Source organism: Pedobacter jejuensis (assembly GCF_003725795.1).
GTDB classification, from domain to species: domain Bacteria; phylum Bacteroidota; class Bacteroidia; order Sphingobacteriales; family Sphingobacteriaceae; genus Pedobacter; species Pedobacter jejuensis.
The window spans coordinates 264,051-283,062 of the sequence record NZ_RBEE01000023.1; the positions used below are offsets into that span (position 1 = coordinate 264,051).

Genomic DNA, 19,012 nt, shown 5'->3' on the forward strand with positions numbered 1-19,012 from the left:
CTTTCCACTTTATCTTTTTTGTGAACACCTGTTCGCTAATGAATGTTATTGCAGCAAAAAAGGATATCGTTTCAATCAAGTTTATTTAACATAAGGCTGTAGTTCTTTTGGAGCTTTTCCCTTTAAGTGTGCTAAAAATTACTAAAGGTTTAAAATTAAACCATTGTTTTCTTCCATTTGCCTTTCTTAAACAAGATAAATGCTGCTATTGCAATACCAACTTCTGCAGTTGGGATGGCAATAAAAACACCAGTCGGACCCATTTCCAGATATTTAGCAAGAAAATACGCTAATGGAATTTGAAAAAGCCAGAAAGCGAAAATGTTGATTTTTGTTGGTGTCCATGTATCTCCGGCGCCATTAAAAGCGCTGGTTAGCACCATTCCCATTCCATAAATGATAAAGCCAAAACTTAAAATTTTTAATGCTCGGCTTGCTATTTCAATTACTTTTTCATCAGATGTAAAAAATGCAGCAAACAAATGTCCACAGGTTAGAAAGAGTACACTTACCACAGCCATAAAAACAAAAATGTATTTCATAGTTTGAAAAACCGACTGTTCAGCTCTATCAACCTGGCCTGCACCTAAATTCTGTCCAACCAATGTTGCAGCCGCATTGCTTAATCCCCAGGCTGGCAATAAGAAAAACATCATCAGCCTCAATGCGGTTTGGTAGCCTGCAGAACCTTCATCACCACCTGTTGTTGCAACCAATTCTGCTAAAAAAACCCAACTGCAACTTGCAATTACAAATTGGAAAATAGCCGGAGCAGCAATTTTTATTATAGCTTTAATTTGCTCAAAATCAGGAATAAACTGATTTATTCGAATTTTTAGAGCATTTTTTCCATTAAACAAATTATAAATCTGGTAAGTTACCCCCAAACCTCTTCCAATAGTTGTTGCAATTGCAGCACCAGTTAAGCCAAATGCAGGAACTGGCCCGAAACCATTGATGAAAATAGGGCATAGGATAATATTAGCAATGTTGGCTATCCATAAACTTCGCATCGCAATTGCAGCATTACCCGCACCTCTAAAAATTCCATTGATTAAAAATAGCAGCACTATAATAATACTTCCACCCATCATTATGCGAATAAAAGTTGTTCCTTGATTCGCCGTTTCTGTGGATGCACCCATTAATAAAAGGATATCTCTGGCATAAATCAATCCAGCAATGCTGATTAAGATATTAATAGCTACTGCAATTACAATAGTTTGCATACCAGCTTTTGCGGCTGCCTCTGGATTTTTTTCGCCGATTCTTCTCGATACAACTGCCGTTGCTGCCATACTTAATCCGATCGCTAAGGAATATATGATGGTTAAAACAGATTCTGTTAAGCCAACAGTTTGGATTGCGTGGCTACTATTTTCTAAATGACCAACAAAATATAAATCAACTAAAGCAAAAACAGATTCCATAGCCATTTCCAACATCATTGGGATTGCCAATAAAATAATTGCCCTTGTAATACTTATTGAAGTCAGATCGACTTCATTACCTTTCAAAGATTGTATGAGTACATCAAAAAAAGAAGATAGTTTGCCCTGTGTCTTTGTTGACTGTGACATAAAATAAGTGTAAAATGTAATGTATAAACCAGTTGATACGCGTGTAAGCGTACATGTATGAAAAATGGGAGGGAATCCTCGGTTATCTAAAACCTAAAACGGATTGCAGATACTATCATCGTTCTGTTATTTGATAGGGCAAAGATAAATAAATTATTGGATTGTCAAATTTTGATGACTGATTTTATAGAAATTGATTAATTTATTTATAGTAATAGCTAGTCATGACTTCGACTGAAGCGAAGCGAAACTTCGCTCGAAATGACCACTTAAAAATATTATATACTATAAGCCTTAATCATTTCATCTGTAACTTTTGTTCCCCGGGAAGTGTTCAAATCAATTAATACATAATCAAAAATACCATCAGAGGCTACTTTTCTGGTTTTCTGATTGATGATTTCAAACTGCACAGCGCATCCTTTATCGTTCATGTTTAAAATTCCTGTTCGGATGAGCATCAAATCATTCATTAACAAAGGGCGCTTGAAATTAATATCTACGTGACTAACTACCCATCCTAAACCTTGCTTAGTAAAATGCTCCCATGGCATGCCATAGAATTTTTCCATTTGTTCGTATCGGGCGGCTAATACGTAATCCAAATATTTGCTGTTATGTACATGATTAAACATGTCTATATCATCAGGACGTACACGTAATTCGGTTTCGAAAATACTAAATTGATTCTTTTCCAAAGGTTAAATATTTGTGCAAAAGTAGGGTTTTTAATATTATTAGTATTTTAAGTTTTTGTTTACTTTTAAGTTTTAGACACTAATAATAATAACTAATTTTCTTTCACAATTTTAAGTTCTTTAAACCCGACTCAGCGAAAATCCTTTTTGCAACATTTTCCGAATGAGATTGCTTCGTCGTTCCTCCTCGCAAAGACGACAAAGGAAACACGATAGGCAAAAAGATTGTAGCGATGGCGGGTGTTTGGTAACCGATGAAAAACGGAACATTGCTTTCCAAATAATCAAGCAATTAGCTTAAAAATCCTATCTGCAAATTACTCTTGTTTATAACTTAAAATAGCGTTATCTTTGCGCCACAATTAATTAATTATTAAACACTTTAATATTATTCAAGAATGTATTTAAGTCCAGAAAAGAAAGCCGAAATCTTTAAACAACACGGCGAAGTAGAAACCAATACGGGTTCTGCTGAAGGTCAGGTAGCGTTATTTACATACCGTATTGCGCACTTAACAGAACACTTAAAGAAAAATCGTAAAGATTTCTCTACTCAGTTGTCACTTCAAAAATTGGTAGGTAAACGCCGCGGTATTTTGGCTTACTTATACAAAAAAGATATTGAGCGCTATCGTGCTATCATCAAAGCTTTATCGCTACGTGATATCATTAAACAAAAATAAGCGTAATTTTATCAACAAGAGCCATTCTTTATAGAATGGCTTTTTATTTTTCAGTAGCTTTACAACAAGTTAATGGAAATTAGGCAGGTTTAAGGCTTGCTGAAGTTTGCAAAAACAAAAACATATATAAACAAGGTGTGGGCAAAGAGGAAAACACACCACAATTTTAATTAGATGAATGTAATAAAAAAATCGTTCGATTTGGGCGATGGCAGAATTGTAGAAATTGAAACTGGTAAATTGGCTAAACAAGCTGATGGTTCGGTTGTAGTAAAAATGGGCGATACGATGTTGTTAGCAACTGTAGTATCTACTGTAGGTGCTAAACCTGGAACTGATTTTTTACCATTATCGGTTGATTATCAAGAAAAATATGCGGCAACTGGCCGTATTCCAGGTGGATTTTTACGTCGCGAGGCTAGATTATCAGATTACGAAGTATTAATTTCTCGTTTGGTAGATAGAGCCTTACGCCCAATGTTCCCTTCAGATTATCACTCTGATACACAAGTGATGATTTCATTAATTTCTGCTGATAAGGATGTTATGCCAGATTGTTTAGCTGGTTTAGCAGCATCTGCAGCATTATCAGTTTCTGATATTCCTTTCAACGGTCCAATTTCTGAAGTACGTGTTGCAAAAATTGATGGCAAATTTGTAATCAATCCGTTGGCTAGCCAATTAGAGCGTGCAACTTTAGAATTTATGGTTGCTGGTTCGGCTAATGATATCGGTATGGTTGAAGGTGAGTGCGATGAAATTCAGGAAGATGAAATGGTTGAAGCTTTAAAATTTGCACACGATGCAATTAAAGTTCAATGCGCAATTCAAGTAGAATTAACAAAGGCTACTGGCAAAACGGTAAAACGTGAATATAACCACGAAGACCACGATGCTGATTTAAAAGCCAAGGTTTATGCTGATACTTACGATAAAGTTTATGCTGTAGCGAAAGCTGGTGGCAATAAAGATGTTCGTAAAGATGGTTTCACAGCCATTATTAACGAGTTTTTTGATGCTATGCCAGAAGATACTGCAGATTTAACTAAAGCAATGGCTAAACATTATTACCATGATGTTCAGTACGATGCAATCAGAAATTTGTTATTAAATGAAGGTATTCGTTTAGATGGTCGTAAGACTACAGAAATTCGCCCAATTTGGAGTGATGTTGGTTATTTACCTGCTGCACACGGTTCGGCGGTATTTACACGTGGCGAAACTCAGTCGTTAACATCAGTTACTTTAGGTAGCAAAGATGATGAGCAAATGATTGATGGTGCGTTCTTCAACGGTTACAACAAATTCTTATTACACTATAATTTCCCTGGTTTCTCAACTGGTGAGGTTAGACCAAACAGAGGTGCTGGTCGCCGCGAAATCGGTCACGGTGCTTTGGCGCAACGTTCTTTGAAAAAAGTATTGCCACAAGGTGATGCTAATCCATATACTATCCGTATCGTTTCTGATATTTTAGAATCTAACGGTTCATCATCAATGGCTACGGTTTGTGCTGGTACATTGGCATTGATGGATGCTGGTATTAAAATCAAATCGCCAGTTTCTGGTATCGCAATGGGTTTAATTACCGATGAGAAAACTGGTAAATACGCAATCCTTTCGGATATTTTAGGTGATGAAGACCATTTAGGTGATATGGACTTTAAAGTAACTGGTACTGAACATGGTATTGTTGCTTGTCAAATGGACTTAAAAATCAACGGTTTGTCTTACGAAGTTTTAACTAAAGCTTTACTACAGGCTAAAGAAGGTCGTTTACACATCTTAAACGAGATGAAGAAAACCATCAGCAGTCCTAATGAAGATTACAAACCACACGCACCTCGTATTGTTTCTTTAACTATTGAGAAAGAATTTATTGGTGCAATTATCGGCCCTGGAGGTAAAATTATTCAAGAAATGCAACGCGAAACTGGCGCATCAATCTCTATCGAAGAAGTAGATGGTAAAGGTATCGTTGAAATTTTTGCTGACAATAAAGCGGCTATCGATGCTGCTGTAAGTCGCATTCGTAACATCGTAGCTAAACCAGAAATTGGTGAAGTTTACCAAGGAAAAGTAAAATCAATTATGCCATTCGGTGCATTTGTTGAGGTTATGCCAGGTAAAGATGGTTTATTACACATCTCTGAAATTTCATGGGAGCGTTTAGAAACTATGGACGGTGTTTTAAAAGAAGGTGATAAAATCGAGGTTAAATTATTAGACATCGATAAACAAGGTAAAATGAAACTTTCTCGTAAAGTATTATTGCCAAGACCAGAAAAACCAACTGCGCCACAAGCGTAAGTAAAGTCCGAAGTCGGGAAGACCGGAGTCGGAAGATATTAAATGATTAGCCCTTTCAGCCTAAAACTGAAAGGGTTTTTTATTGTTGGTTGTTTTGTTTAATAATGATTTTGTAACTTGCATCTATAGCTAAAATTGTATAACCAATTCGTCATTGCGAGGAACGAAGCAATCTCATTTATTCATTATAAGTGCATTAAGATTGCTTCGTTCCTCGCAATGACGACAAAATAAATTAAATGAAATACATCATCGCCCCATCCATACTTTCTGCCGATTTTGGCAATTTACAACGCGATATCGAAATGATTAATCAAAGTGAGGCCGACTGGTTTCATGTAGATGTAATGGACGGTGTTTTTGTTCCAAATATATCATTTGGTTTCCCGGTGATGGCTGCTGTTAAAAAACATGCTACTAAACCGCTTGATGTTCATTTGATGATTGTTCAGCCAGATAATTTCATTGGCGAATTTGCAAAAGCTGGAGCAGATAGAATTACGGTTCATTACGAAGCTTGTACGCATTTACATAGAACCATTCAATTGATAAAAGCATCGGGTTGTAAGGCTGGAGTGGCTTTAAATCCACATACACCTGTTACGTTGTTGCAAGATGTAATTGAAGATTTGGATTTGGTATTAATTATGTCTGTTAATCCGGGTTTCGGCGGACAACAATTTATTCACAACACCTATAAAAAAGTTCAGAATTTAAATCGATTGATTCAAGGGAGAAATGAAGAATTGATAATTCAGGTTGATGGCGGAGTGGGTTTACAAAATATCAGTGCCTTGGTTTCTGCTGGCGTTAATGCATTTGTAGCTGGCAATGCAGTTTTTGCAACTGATAATCCGACAGAAACCATTTCTAAAATGAAAAATTTATTAAGTACAGGTATTAGCATTTAACCACAGATGAAAAGGATGAACACAGATTTAGAAAATTCACAGTATTTATAAATTTCAAGATGCTCGTCCTCGGATTTTCGAAATAAAATATCTGTGTGAATCTGTGGTAAAAAATTAACCAAATCTCTACGCTAAAAAATGCTCAAATTTCGGCTAATCCTTTTTCTTTTACTAGCGGGTTGCAGTTTAGCTGTAGCACAGCCATTAGTTAGGGTTTCGGGAATAGTTTATAATGATGAGAAACTACCTTTAGCTCAGGTTACAGTTATCGTTTTAGGTCAGGCGCAATCTACCGTGACGGATGAATTTGGCGTTTACACCATTTATTCAAAGTCGAAAACCTTTAGCATTAAGTATTCTCTACTAGGTTATCAACCACAAACCTTAAAATTTAACGAGCGATCTGGCGCCAGGATTACGCAGCTAGTAAACTTAATAGCCAATATTAATGAGCTTGAGCAGGTAAATATTACCAATAAGCAAAATCAGCTAAGTAATACCACCACGATAAATATATCAGATATCGCCTCCATGCCATTGGTTTCCGGAAATTTTGAAACCATGCTCAAAACATTGCCTGGTGTATCTACAAACAATGAATTGAGTGCACAATACAGCGTTCGTGGTGGCAATTTCGATGAAAATTTAATTTATATTAATGATGTAGAAATCAATCGACCCGTTTTAATCCGTAACGGACAGCAGGAGGGATTGAGTTTTATAAATTCAGAATTGGTTACAAAAGCCAAATTTTCTGCAGGAGGTTTCGAGGCTAAATATGGCGATAAACTTTCTTCTGTATTGGATATTCGATACGATAAACCCGACAGCAATCAAACCATCTTAAGTACCAGTTTTTTAAACACCTCTTTAACTTCAAAGCGGATTTTTAAACGGAGTTTTTTGCTCGCTGGTTTGCGCTATAAAAACAATTCGAGCGTGTTAATTAAACAGGATGAAAAGGGGAGTTATAGTCCGAATTTTGGCGATGCACAAATTCTTTATCAATATGATTTTTCTCAAAAGTTTAATATCAGTGTTTTAGGAAATTTTAATTTGGGGCAGTTTAAGTTAGAACCAACCAATCGTGAAACACAATTCGGTACTTTAAGCACCACATTACGTTTAGATGTAGATTACACAGGCCAGGAGATTGACGATTACCAAACTTTGGGAACTGCAGTTACAGCAACCTATTCACCGAAGCCCAATCAGGTTATTAAATTTATAAACAGTTACTTCAACATCACCGAACGCGAACGTTTTGATATTAATGGTAGTTATGTTTTTGATGAGGTTGACAATACTTTTTCACCCGATAGTTTTGGTCCAGTAACTAAAAACAGAGGAATTGGTAGTTACTACAATTATGGTAGGAACAGTTTAAATACCCAGATTTTTGCCTCAGAAATAAAGGTCGACCAGAATTTTAATAACCACGTTTTTTCATGGGGATTGAAATTTGATAAATCTAGATATGATGATAGATTGAACGAATACAACTACACTGATTCAGCCGGATATATTTTGCCAAACAATGGAAAAGATGTTGTACTGCAAAATGTAATCAACGTAGAAAACAATATTGATATTAAAAACTACAGTGCTTATATACAGGATAGTTATTCGCTTTCTAATTATGCAGAATTGCAATTGGGTGCTCGGGCCACTTACAGTTCTTTAAGCGAACAATTGTTGATTAGTCCGCGGATGTTGATTGCTTACCGACCAAATTCAAATAATAAAATTTTAAGGTTTACCGCAGGTGTGTATAAACAACCGCCTTCTTACCGAACCATTCGAGATTTTACCGGAATTTTGAATATCAGCCAGAAAGCACAAAGTTCATACAACACATCTGTTGGTTACGATTATGCTTTTGATGCATTCGGAACCAGGCTAAAATTCACCTCTGAGGCTTATTTTAAATATTCTGATAGATTAATTCCTTACAAAATTGATAACTTAAGGATTAAATATTTAGCTAATGAGGTTTCGAAAGGTTATGCTTATGGAGCAGATTTTAGTATTGGCGGCGAGTTTGTAAAGGATCTGGTTTCGTATTTTCGGATGTCGGTGATGCATGCAAATGAAGATATTGTTGGCGATAGTTATGTGCAAAACGGACAAACTATTTATCCTGGTTATTTAAAACGCCCAACCGACCAAAGGGTTAATTTTTCTGTTTTTTTTCAGGATAGATTACTAAATAGTCCGACTTATAAAGTGCATTTGAACGCTCTTTATGGTTCTCGTTTGCCTATTGGTCCATCGCAAACACCAAAGTATTTAGATAAATTTTTCGTACCCTCCTACAAACGTGTTGATATCGGCTTTTCAAAAGATTTTTTAGATGATGCTGCATTACATAAGCCTAAGTTTTTAGATAAAAATTTTAATTCGGTAATTCTGTTTTTCGAGGTTTTTAATATGCTGAATATTAATAACACAGTATCCTATCTTTGGCTTAAAGATGTTGATAATGTGCAATATGCGATTCCGAATTATTTAACTGGTAGGCAGTTTAATTTGAAATTAATTGTGAAGTTAAAAAACTAATTAGTGATTGGGAACAGGATTAAAAGATTATAGGATTTCAGGATTTTAGTGATGAAATATAGGTTTTGTGAGGTAACCTACGATTGAAATTGTGGGTTCTGCGGCTGGGAAAAGGTTAATATTAGGTTACCCACGATTTCAATCGTGGGTTATGCAAATTTATCTGGTTATTACAATTGCTTTTACATTTTGAAACATAGCCCATGATTTCAATCATGGGAATTATAATTGTATTATAAAAAATAGCCAAATTATACGTTTTGTTTGGAAAACCAACCTAAGCATTACGGAACCTGAATCATTTAAACCCGACAAAAGCGGAAATACTTTTTGTTGCAGCAACTGATAAGTTCCGTATAACAGTAACAAAAAGATTGCAGCGTATGGCGGGACTGCTGGATCCTAAAGACTACTGGTTTTGCTTTTCAAATCGTATTAAATTACCAACATTACGTTAATCGTTTTAATTGCAAAAAGTGTAATAAAACCACTGATTTTGGCTGAATTTTTAACAAAATTTAATTTTTTATGATACTATTTTGTAGGTAGAACTGCTTTAAAAATTTTACATTTACGCCAACAATCATTTATATAATAAGATGAAGCATAATTTTGGCGCAGGCCCTTGTATTTTACCTCAAGAAGTGTTTAAACAAGCTGCACAGGCAGTTTTAGATTTTAACGATGGATTATCGATTTTAGAAATTTCGCACAGAACAACCGAATTTGAGGCCGTTGTTGCTGAAGCAGATAAGTTGGTGAAAGAGTTATTAAATTTGCCATCGGGTTATTCCGTTTTATTTTTACAGGGCGGTGCAAGTTTACAATTTGCTATGGTTCCGATGAATTTATTGGGTGATGGACAGATTGCAAGTTATTTAGATTCAGGTGTTTGGGCAACTAAAGCGTTAAAAGAGGCTAAATTTGTGGGTAATGTAAACGTAGTAGCATCATCTAAAGATTCGAATTATACTTTTATTCCAAAAGATTTTGAAATTCCTGCTGATAGCGCTTATTTCCACTATACCTCTAACAATACCATTTATGGAACAGAGCTTTTTGAAGTTCCGGAAACGAATGTTCCTGTTGTTTGCGACATGTCATCAGACATCATGAGCCGTGTAATTGATGTTTCGAAATTCGATTTAATTTATGCTGGTGCACAAAAAAATATTGGTCCGGCGGGTTTGACAATTGTGGTAGTAAAGGATGAGGTTTTGGGTAAAATCGACCGTAAAATTCCGTCGATGTTAAACTATCAATCGCATATTGATAATGGTTCGATGTACAATACACCACCAGTTTTCTCTATTTATGTAGCACTTCTTAATCTTCGTTGGTTAAAATCTAAAGGTGGTGTGGCAGAAATTGAAAAAGAGAATAAGCAAAAAGCAGAAGCGCTTTACAGAGAAATAGACCGAAATCCATTATTTAAAGGTACCTGTGCCGTTGAAGACCGCTCTAGAATGAATGTGTGTTTCGTAATGGAAAATCCTGAATTGGAAAAACCATTTTTGAAATATGCTGAAGAAGAGGGAATTGTTGGTATTAAAGGCCATAGAAGTGTGGGCGGTTTCCGTGCATCTATGTATAATGCTTTGCCAATTACCAGCGTACATGCATTAATTGATGCGATGCAGTTATTCGAAGAAAAACAAGCGAAAGCAAATTAAAATTTACATTTTACCACAGATAAGAAAAGATAAACACAGATGCATTTTGATAACCTGTGTAATCCAAAAAATCTGTGCAATGATAAAAACAATGATTAAGATATTAGCAAACGATGGAATTGACCCTATCGGTAAAGAATTATTAGAAAAAGCAGGTTTCCAGGTTGATACAGAAACGATTCCAAAAGAACAATTGGCTGAGGCTTTGAAAAACTACGATGCAATTACTGTTCGTAGTGCAACTAAAGTTAGAAAAGAATTGATTGATGCCGTTCCGAATATTAAGTTGATTGGAAGAGGTGGCGTTGGTATGGATAATATTGATGTAGAATATGCTCGTAGTCAGGGTGTTGCGGTTGTTAATACACCAGCTGCATCTTCATTATCGGTTGCAGAATTGGTATTTTCTCACTTATTTACAGGCATTAGATTTTTGCAGGATGCTAACCGTAAAATGCCTGTTGAAGGTGCAACGCAGTTCAATAACCTAAAAAAAGCGTATGCAAAAGGAACTGAATTAAGCGGTAAAACCATCGGTATAATTGGCTTTGGTCGTATTGGTAGAGCAACGGCTAAAGTAGCTTTAGGTTTAGGAATGAATGTTTTGGCTTATGATTTATATCCATCTGAAACTGAAATAACTTTGGACTTTCAAGGCGGACAATCGGTAAGTATTCCGATTAAAACGGTTTCTTTAGATGAAGTAATTGCCGGAAGTGATTTCTTGAGTTTACACACACCATTTGCAGATAAACCTATTTTAGGTACTGAAGAATTTGCAAAAATGAAAAATGGCGTAGGTATTGTAAACTGCTCTCGTGGTGGTACAATTGATGAGCCTGCTTTAATTGAGGCTTTGAATTCTGGTAAAGTTGCTTTTGCTGGATTAGATGTATTTGATAATGAGCCTACACCATTGGCTGAAATTTTAACACATCCTAAAATATCATTAACACCACACATTGGTGCATCAACAAACGAGGCGCAAGAGCGTATCGGTACAGAATTGGCTACGCTGATTATTGAGCATTTTAAGAAATAAATTCTTTTTCAAACCTTATAGGTTTTAAAAACCTATAAGGTTTATATTTCTAATCTAAAGCCTTTGTCAATACCCAATAACGATAGCCCAATACTGCTTTTTGAAAAGGAGTAAGCTTGTTGGGGTCTTTTTTATAAAGACTAGGTAATATTACCTTATTGATTTTTAACAAAATCTTAAACAATCCTTTTTTCATATTTTTTTAATTTCTTATTGAAGAAATAAAATCCACCGGCCATAACTAAAAGTAGAAATGCAATGATGTAGGTTGATACACTTTGATTATTCTTCTTAGCCAAATCGCTTTTCAGCTCTTCGTTCTGGTCTTGCAACTTTTTGATGGTTCGCATGTAACTTTCAATTCTTTCTTGAGAATTATCTGCAACGGCTACCTTTTGTTGATTTTGCAGGTCTTTATAGTCCATCAAAACTTTCAATTCCTTAAAAATATTGTTATCCGTTAATACCACTTGACGGAGTATTTCATTGGAATTTTTAATGTCCTTCTTAGTTTGCCAGCCAAATATGCCTGTCCTTTGGTTCAAACTTTCGTCGTATTGTCCAAACCGCTGACTACGTTCTTGCAATAAAGAATTCACTTTAACCCTTTGAGCTGCATAACTTGCTGTATCTGCTTGAGCAAAAGTTTGAATGCTCATGAATAGGATGGAGCACAAGAAAAAATATTTCATCATTCGATATAAACGTAAAAAGAGTAGATGTTGTTTGGATTTGAACTACGTCATTGCGAGGCACGAAGCAATCTTAAAATGATTGGTTTACAGCGAACGCATTAAGGTTGCTTCGTGCCTCGCAATGACGACCGCTCTTATATAGTTTGGGAAATTAATCTTTTAGCTTTGGTCTTTAATCTTTCAGCTTTTACGAATGAAACTCAACCCTCACAATATCCCCAAGATGTAATCCTAACAATCCACTTGCTTTACCTTTATTAATAGCAATCTCCAAGTGGTTACTAATACCAAATAAGCAAAGTTTTTCACCTTCTTGAACTTCGTTATAATGCCAACTTAATTGAGTGATGGTTTCACTCTTTCTAAAGTAAAGCGTAAACTCTCGATTCTTTTGAATTTTTGTAAAAAGATCTTTTGTAATATTTGTAATTACATTGCAGAAAGTATCAATGTAAACTACACTTCCTCTAATTATATCCCGCTCAATTACAGGATGTAAAAGCATCTTTTGTTCAATCTCTGCTACAGGTAAACCAATATCCTTTAAGCGTCCTCCTTTTGCTAAATGTGTAGCAGCTTTAACGAAAATATCAACCAATGGAAAGTGAAGATATTTCAAATCTTGCATGATATTTAGCTCTACAACATCTTCAGGAATATCATCAAAAAGCAAAGAAAAAATACCATTATCGGCACCAACAAAAAAATGATCGCGGTGTTTAACGGCAATGTATTTAGTGTTTTCGCTATAAACAGAATCGATGCCAATAAGGTGCACGGTATTTTTTGGGAAATATGGATAAGCATTCTTTAAAACAAATGCTGCATAGGAAATATTGAATGAAGGAACTTCGTGAGTAATATCAACTAAATTAACATTAGGCATAAGACTTAACAGACTACCTTTAAGGGCACTCTGGTAAAAATCTTTCGAACCTAAATCTGTTGTTAAAGTAATTATCGCCATTAAAAATTCAATATTATTGCTTATTCTTGTGTACAAGCACAAACGTGTGCAAATATTCAAATTTTAATTAATATACCCCGATAACTTTTTAAAATACTACAGCTTGAACGAATTAAAATTAACTCTGGATACCGTAAATCCTGCTCATTTTTGGGGAGCGAACAACGAGAATTACGAAATGATTAAAGGTGCTTTCGCTAAATTAAAAATCGTTGCGAGGGGTAGTGGAGTTACCGTTCTGGGTGATGAACAGGAACTTAAAGCGTTTGAAGATAAGTTCACGCAGCTGGTTGCACACATGGAGAAATATAGTTCTATGACTAGCAACGATGTTGAATCTATTCTGGGCGCTAAGGCGATTGGCGTAGAAAAAAAATCTGCTGTAGATCCATCAGGCGGTGGTGGCGAGGTAATTGTATTTGGCACCAATGGCTTATTGGTAAAAGCCAGAACCGCTAACCAACGCAAAATGGTTAGTAGCATTACCAAAAATGATATCTTATTTGCAATTGGTCCTGCTGGTACTGGTAAAACGTATACGGCTGTTGCTTTAGCTGTTCGTGCTTTAAAGAACAAAGAAATTAAGCGGATTATTTTAACTCGTCCTGCGGTTGAAGCAGGTGAAAATCTTGGTTTCTTGCCAGGAGATTTAAAAGAAAAAATCGATCCATATTTACGTCCACTTTATGATGCTTTGGATGATATGATTCCTGCTGAAAAGTTAAAATTCTATATCGAAAACAGAACGATAGAAATTGCGCCTTTGGCATTTATGCGTGGCCGTACTTTAGATAACTGCTTTGTGATTTTGGATGAAGCACAAAATGCGACTGATATGCAGCTTAAAATGTTTTTAACCCGTATGGGCCCTACAGCTAAGTTTATTGTAACTGGCGATGTAACCCAAATCGATTTACCTAAAAAACAAATGTCCGGATTGTTTAATGGCCTGAGGATTTTAGAAGACATCAAAGGCATCGATATTATTTATTTAAGCGGAGAAGATGTTGTTCGCCATAAATTGGTAAGAGATATATTAAAAGCTTACGGAGATATCCAGTAAGTTGGAAGTTAGAAAGTTAGGTATCCGAAGTTATGCTACGACAGCCCGTCACCCTGAATTCATTTCAGGGTCTTATTAGCAGGAAAGATGCTGAAATAAATTCAGCATGACGGTGAGGATAGGCCAGACGTTATCTAGTATCTTCTAATAAAACTTCGGTTACATTTAATTTTATGGAAACAATTAGTTTTCGAAAAGAGATGAGGACAACCGTCACCCTGAATTCAATTCAGGGTCTTAATTGCTATAAAGCTGATGAAATAAATTGAGCATGAATTACTAAATATAATTTAACCCTTGTAGTTGATAAGACTACGAGGGTTTTTATTTATACATTTTATCTGCTGACTTCTATCTTCCGACCTCGGACTTTCCGACTTTTTTATTTATTTTTATCCCCTCATGAAAGCACTAAAAGAAACCCATTTTAATTTTCCTAATCAAAGTAATTTTTATAAAGGTAAAGTACGCGATGTTTACACAATAGCCGATAAAGTTATGGTTATGGTTGTGTCTGACCGTATTTCTGCATTTGATGTGGTATTACCAGAAGCTATTCCATTTAAAGGACAGGTTTTAAACCAAATCGCCGCAAAATTTTTGTCGGCTACAAAAGATATTGTTCCAAATTGGGTAATTGATGTTCCAGACCCAATGGTTACCATCGGAAGAATTTGTGAGCCTTTTAAAGTAGAAATGGTAATCAGAGGTTATTTGGCAGGACATGCATGGAGAGAATATAGCGCCGGGAAACGTTCCGTTTGTGGAGTTTCATTACCTGATGGATTAAAAGAGAACGATAAATTACCTCAACCGATTATCACACCTACCACAAAAGCATCAGTTGGGCACGATGAAGATATTTCTAAAGAAGATATTTTATCAAAAGGAATTGTTTCAATTACCGATTATGAAGAATTAGAAAAATATACGCATGCTTTATATCAACGTGGAACAGAAATCGCTGCGAAAAGTGGTTTAATTTTAGTTGATACCAAATATGAATTTGGTAAGGCCGATGGTGTAATCTATTTAATCGATGAAATTCACACGCCAGATTCTTCACGTTATTTTTACGCTGATGGATATGAAGAGCGTCAAAATGCTGATGAACCTCAAAAACAACTTTCAAAAGAGTTTGTAAGAAAGTGGTTGATAGAAAATGGTTTTCAAGGCAAAGATGGTCAGCTTGTTCCAGAAATGACAGTAGAAATTGTAAATTCCATTTCAGAAAGGTATATTGAACTTTACGAGAAAATTGTTGGAGAAGCATTTATAAAAGCTGATGCCGATGCAATTTCTAACCGTATTCAAAGCAATGTTTTAAAGGCTTTAGAAACCTTATAAATTTTTATACATTCGTATATTAAAGATTAGAAGAGATGAAGTTTTCAGTAGATAAACACGAAAAATACGTAACCTTAAAATTAAAAGAACCTAAGTTTACAAATGATAACGCACCAGGTTTAAAATCTGAACTGTATTTACTTAATGCAGAGGGATTTAAAAATATTATTGTTGATTTAAGTCATGTGAAAGATTGTAATGATGCGCAGGATTTAAGTTGTTTGTTAGTAGGAGATAGGCTCTGTAAGGCGGCAAATGGATTGTTCATTGTAACAGGGATAAATAATGAAATAGCTCCGATAATCGAATTATCAAACATATTCCAATCTGTAACGTTTGTAAATACATTAGAAGAAGCAACTGATTTTATCTTTATGAATGAATTGGAAAAAGAATTTAGAGGCGGCACGAAATAATTTTCACTAAAATAATTTAAGCCTCGTAGATTTTTACATCTACGAGGCTTTTTACATCTTACCATTATGAAATTTGAAGTTACAATTTTAGGAAGCAGTTCGGCAACACCTGTGTTCAACAGGAATCCATCAGCACAGCTTTTAAATTGTAATGAAAAATATTATTTAATAGATTGTGGCGAGGGTACGCAGCAACAACTGACCAAATACAATTTAAAAGCAACCCGGATAGATTATATTTTTATAAGTCATTTACATGGCGACCATTATTTTGGTTTAATCGGTTTACTTTCTAGTTTGCATTTAAACGGTCGAACCAAATCCATGCAAATTTTTGGTCCCAAGCCATTGCTCGAAATTTTGGAGATTCAGTTTAAATACTCCGATACGGTTTTAAGATATCCGATAGAGTTCTTTCCGATCGAGGCTAATGAATCATTTAAAATATTTGAAAATAGCGAGTTGACGGTTAAGACCATCATGCTAAATCATAGAATTCCTACAACAGGATTTTTATTTGAGCAAAAACCAAGGCAAAGAAAACTGATTAAAGAGAAAGCTGATGAAATACCTATGGCTTACTACACCGCCTTAAAAAAAGGTATTGATGTAGAATTGCCAGATGGAAAAATTATAAAAAGCGAAGATTACACTACACCTGCAGATCCGCCTAAAAGTTATGCTTATTGTTCTGATACGATGTATGATGAACGATATTTTTCGACCATAAAAGATTGTGATACACTATACCATGAGGCAACCTTTTTGCATGAACTTTTGGATAGGGCAAACGAAACCCACCATACCACTGCGCTTCAGGCTGGCGAGATAGCCAATGTTGTTGGCGCCAAAAAATTATTAATTGGTCACTTTTCCTCACGTTATAAAACGCTTCAAATGTTATTGGAAGAAACCCAATCCGTTTTCGAAAATACAGAATTAGCTATAGAAGGCAGGACTTTTCAATTGTAATTGAACAAAATTTATTAAATCATATTGCATCGATACCTTTTTAACTTTTTGGAGATTTAGCAACTAAAAAGAAAACATAAAATAATAATACTGGAATTACTTTTCTTGATGGTATAGGTATAAAAAAAGCCTTGCAATTTTAAACTGCAAGGCTCTTAACTATATATTAATTAATTATTTATCTTTTTTATTGCCACCTCCAAATACCGAGAAGTGAACGTAACGTTTAGGATTGGCTTTTAAATCTATCATCAACTCATCAAGATTTTTTGAAGCGCTATTTAGGTTGTTGTACATTTTGTCGTCATTCAACAATAAGCCTAGACTTCCTTTACCATCTTTAATTCCTGATATTACAGTTTGTAAATCTGCTATGGCGTTGTTTGCTTTATCTAAAGTTTCTTTAAAATTAGCGGCAGCAAATTTATCTGTAACTGTATTTATGTTTGTTAAAATATCGCTGATTTTCTTGTTGTTGTTATTTAGGTTGGCTGTAATGCCTTCAACATTTCTGAAAATAGCTTCGATACGAGCACTTTCAGAACCAACTAAACCATCAACTTTTTTAGATGTTGTTTCTAATGATGCTAATGTTCCGGCAATACTGCTAAAGCTCTTATCAACATTTTTTTGAAAGTTAGGATTCAAAATTGAATTTACGCTGCTCAGGATTGAATCCATTTTACCAATAATCAATTCAGCTTTTTTCTGTACCGGTTCAACCTGCTCCATTAATCCCTTTTCTACATTTGCGTTTAAAGTAAAGCCATCTTCAGCCATTTTTTTAGATGTACCTAAAGACATTACGATTGCCTTACTACCTAAAAGGTCGGTTCCTTCTAATTTTGCAATACTGTTTTCTGGGATTTCGTATTTGCTATTGATACTCAATGTAGCTAAAATTGTTCCTCCTGGTTCTAATTGCAATGCAGCAACACGACCAATTTGGTAACCATTAATTAAGATTGGTTTTGAAACTGTTAAACCATCTACTCTTCCATATCTGGCGTATAATGTGGTTTCGCTAGAAAATATTGAATTTCCTTTCAAAAAATTGTATCCTATAATTAATAAAGCAATTGCAAAAGCAGCTAAAATACCTACTTTGGTTTCGTTCTTAATCTTCATGAGTGTTTTTTCTTTAATGGCTACAAACGGCAAAATTAATAATTTATCTTCGCCTTAGTACATTTGTTGATATTAGATACTTAAAAATGTAATTGTAATTACATAATGCTTGTATCTGCTATTTTGTTTGGTTTAAAATACTAATTTAAAATAAACGAATCATCATTTATGATGCCAGTTTATTGTACTTCTACATTTTTTTTATAGGTTTTTATTGCTGCTAAGATTGATGAAGCAATTTCATTTTGACCTGATTCAGAATTAATGTACTTCTCTTCATCTTTGTTACTAATAAAACCTACCTCAGTTAAAACAGCTGGCATTCCGCATCGTTGTAAAACCAAAACACCTTGTTCTTTAACTCCTCGACTCAGTCTTTCATCTCTGCTTGTGTAGCTATTCTGAACCATCTTTGCAAATTTAATACTTTTATCTCTAAAGGCATTTTTTAATAGTGATAATAGAATAAACGTTGCAGGGTTATTTGGGTCGTAGCCATCGTACTTGCTTTTATAATTTTTTTCTAGCTTAATATCTGCGTTTTCCCGAATTGCCGCATCTTGCTCTTTTAACCTGTGCGATCCTGCTACCAATGTTTCAACACCTTTAATATGTTTGTTTCCTGGCGGCATCGAATTGCAATGGATGGAAACAAATAAATCGGCGTTGGCTTGGTTAGCAATTTCTGCTCTGCGGTATAAATCTACATCAACATCTTTAGTTCTCGTGTAAATAATTTTTACATCGGGCATTGCCTCTTTTATTTTCGCTCCCAATTTTAAAGCCACTTTTAATGATATATCTTTCTCTTTAGAAAAACTACCAGATGCACCAGGTTTTTTACCTCCATGTCCGGCATCAACTACGATGGTTTTTATTCTATATCCTTGCGCAAATGTATTTATGGAATAAGTAAAAAAAGTAATCAGTAATGCTAATATAATGGGATGTTTAAAATTCATTAGGGT

Annotated in this window: 16 protein-coding genes; 10 read left to right on the forward strand and 6 right to left on the reverse strand. The window is 35.0% G+C overall.

Annotated features, from left to right (window positions below; genetic code table 11):
- Positions 1-155 precede the first annotated feature (155 nt).
- On the reverse strand, positions 156-1,580 hold the full coding sequence (locus D7004_RS11900; RefSeq protein WP_123206072.1) for an MATE family efflux transporter: 1,425 nt from the start codon (positions 1,578-1,580) through the stop codon (positions 156-158).
- Between the two features lie 278 nt (positions 1,581-1,858).
- Positions 1,859-2,278 carry an acyl-CoA thioesterase gene (locus tag D7004_RS11905; RefSeq protein ID WP_123206073.1) on the reverse strand — a complete coding sequence of 140 codons (420 nt, stop codon included), beginning with the start codon at positions 2,276-2,278 and terminating at the stop codon, positions 1,859-1,861.
- A 398-nt stretch (positions 2,279-2,676) separates the two neighbouring features.
- Here D7004_RS11905 and rpsO point away from each other — a divergent pair, with 398 nt between their 5' ends.
- From rpsO to D7004_RS11935, 6 genes are all read left to right on the forward strand, one after another.
- Positions 2,677-2,961, forward strand: coding sequence for a 30S ribosomal protein S15 (rpsO, locus tag D7004_RS11910; protein WP_025146265.1), 285 nt, complete (start codon positions 2,677-2,679; stop codon positions 2,959-2,961).
- Positions 2,962-3,135: 174 nt separating this feature from the next.
- The gene (gene pnp, locus D7004_RS11915; RefSeq protein ID WP_123206074.1) at positions 3,136-5,271 is read left to right on the forward strand and encodes a polyribonucleotide nucleotidyltransferase; all 2,136 of its coding nucleotides are present in this window, start codon (positions 3,136-3,138) and stop codon (positions 5,269-5,271) included.
- Positions 5,272-5,510: 239 nt separating this feature from the next.
- The gene (gene rpe, locus D7004_RS11920; RefSeq protein ID WP_123206075.1) at positions 5,511-6,182 is read left to right on the forward strand and encodes a ribulose-phosphate 3-epimerase; all 672 of its coding nucleotides are present in this window, start codon (positions 5,511-5,513) and stop codon (positions 6,180-6,182) included.
- Between the two features lie 138 nt (positions 6,183-6,320).
- A complete protein-coding gene (locus tag D7004_RS11925) occupies positions 6,321-8,741 on the forward strand; it encodes a TonB-dependent receptor (RefSeq protein ID WP_123206076.1) in 2,421 nt (806 codons plus the stop codon).
- Between the two features lie 599 nt (positions 8,742-9,340).
- Positions 9,341-10,414, forward strand: coding sequence for a 3-phosphoserine/phosphohydroxythreonine transaminase (gene serC, locus D7004_RS11930; protein ID WP_123206077.1), 1,074 nt, complete (start codon positions 9,341-9,343; stop codon positions 10,412-10,414).
- Positions 10,415-10,505: 91 nt separating this feature from the next.
- On the forward strand, positions 10,506-11,456 hold the full coding sequence (locus D7004_RS11935) for a D-2-hydroxyacid dehydrogenase (protein ID WP_208646832.1): 951 nt from the start codon (positions 10,506-10,508) through the stop codon (positions 11,454-11,456).
- Between the two features lie 176 nt (positions 11,457-11,632).
- Here the strand turns inward: D7004_RS11935 and D7004_RS11940 are convergent, their stop codons facing one another.
- Both D7004_RS11940 and D7004_RS11945 read right to left on the reverse strand, forming a co-directional pair.
- Positions 11,633-12,115: a hypothetical protein gene (locus D7004_RS11940; protein WP_244214322.1), complete on the reverse strand. Its 483-nt coding sequence runs from the start codon at positions 12,113-12,115 to the stop codon at positions 11,633-11,635.
- 223 nt (positions 12,116-12,338) lie between these two features.
- Positions 12,339-13,118, reverse strand: coding sequence for an SAM hydrolase/SAM-dependent halogenase family protein (locus D7004_RS11945; RefSeq protein WP_123206417.1), 780 nt, complete (start codon positions 13,116-13,118; stop codon positions 12,339-12,341).
- 103 nt (positions 13,119-13,221) lie between these two features.
- Between D7004_RS11945 and D7004_RS11950 the strand changes: the two genes are divergently transcribed.
- The 4 genes from D7004_RS11950 to D7004_RS11965 all read left to right on the forward strand — a co-directional run bounded on the left by D7004_RS11950 (position 13,222) and on the right by D7004_RS11965 (position 16,916).
- Entirely contained in the window at positions 13,222-14,181 is a 960-nt protein-coding gene (locus D7004_RS11950) for a PhoH family protein (RefSeq protein ID WP_123206079.1), read from the forward strand.
- 402 nt (positions 14,182-14,583) lie between these two features.
- A complete protein-coding gene (locus tag D7004_RS11955) occupies positions 14,584-15,528 on the forward strand; it encodes a phosphoribosylaminoimidazolesuccinocarboxamide synthase (protein WP_123206080.1) in 945 nt (314 codons plus the stop codon).
- A gap of 35 nt (positions 15,529-15,563) precedes the next feature.
- The gene (locus D7004_RS11960; RefSeq protein ID WP_123206081.1) at positions 15,564-15,944 is read left to right on the forward strand and encodes an STAS domain-containing protein; all 381 of its coding nucleotides are present in this window, start codon (positions 15,564-15,566) and stop codon (positions 15,942-15,944) included.
- Positions 15,945-16,010: 66 nt separating this feature from the next.
- Positions 16,011-16,916, forward strand: coding sequence for a ribonuclease Z (locus D7004_RS11965; protein ID WP_123206082.1), 906 nt, complete (start codon positions 16,011-16,013; stop codon positions 16,914-16,916).
- A 174-nt stretch (positions 16,917-17,090) separates the two neighbouring features.
- On the opposite strand, the gene D7004_RS11970 is transcribed toward D7004_RS11965, so the two are convergent.
- Positions 17,091-18,044, reverse strand: coding sequence for an MlaD family protein (locus D7004_RS11970; protein WP_123206083.1), 954 nt, complete (start codon positions 18,042-18,044; stop codon positions 17,091-17,093).
- Positions 18,045-18,223: 179 nt separating this feature from the next.
- Complete coding sequence (locus tag D7004_RS11975; protein ID WP_123206084.1) at positions 18,224-19,006, reverse strand: N-acetylmuramoyl-L-alanine amidase family protein; 783 nt, start codon at positions 19,004-19,006, stop codon at positions 18,224-18,226.
- Between the last annotated feature and the right edge of the window lie 6 nt (positions 19,007-19,012).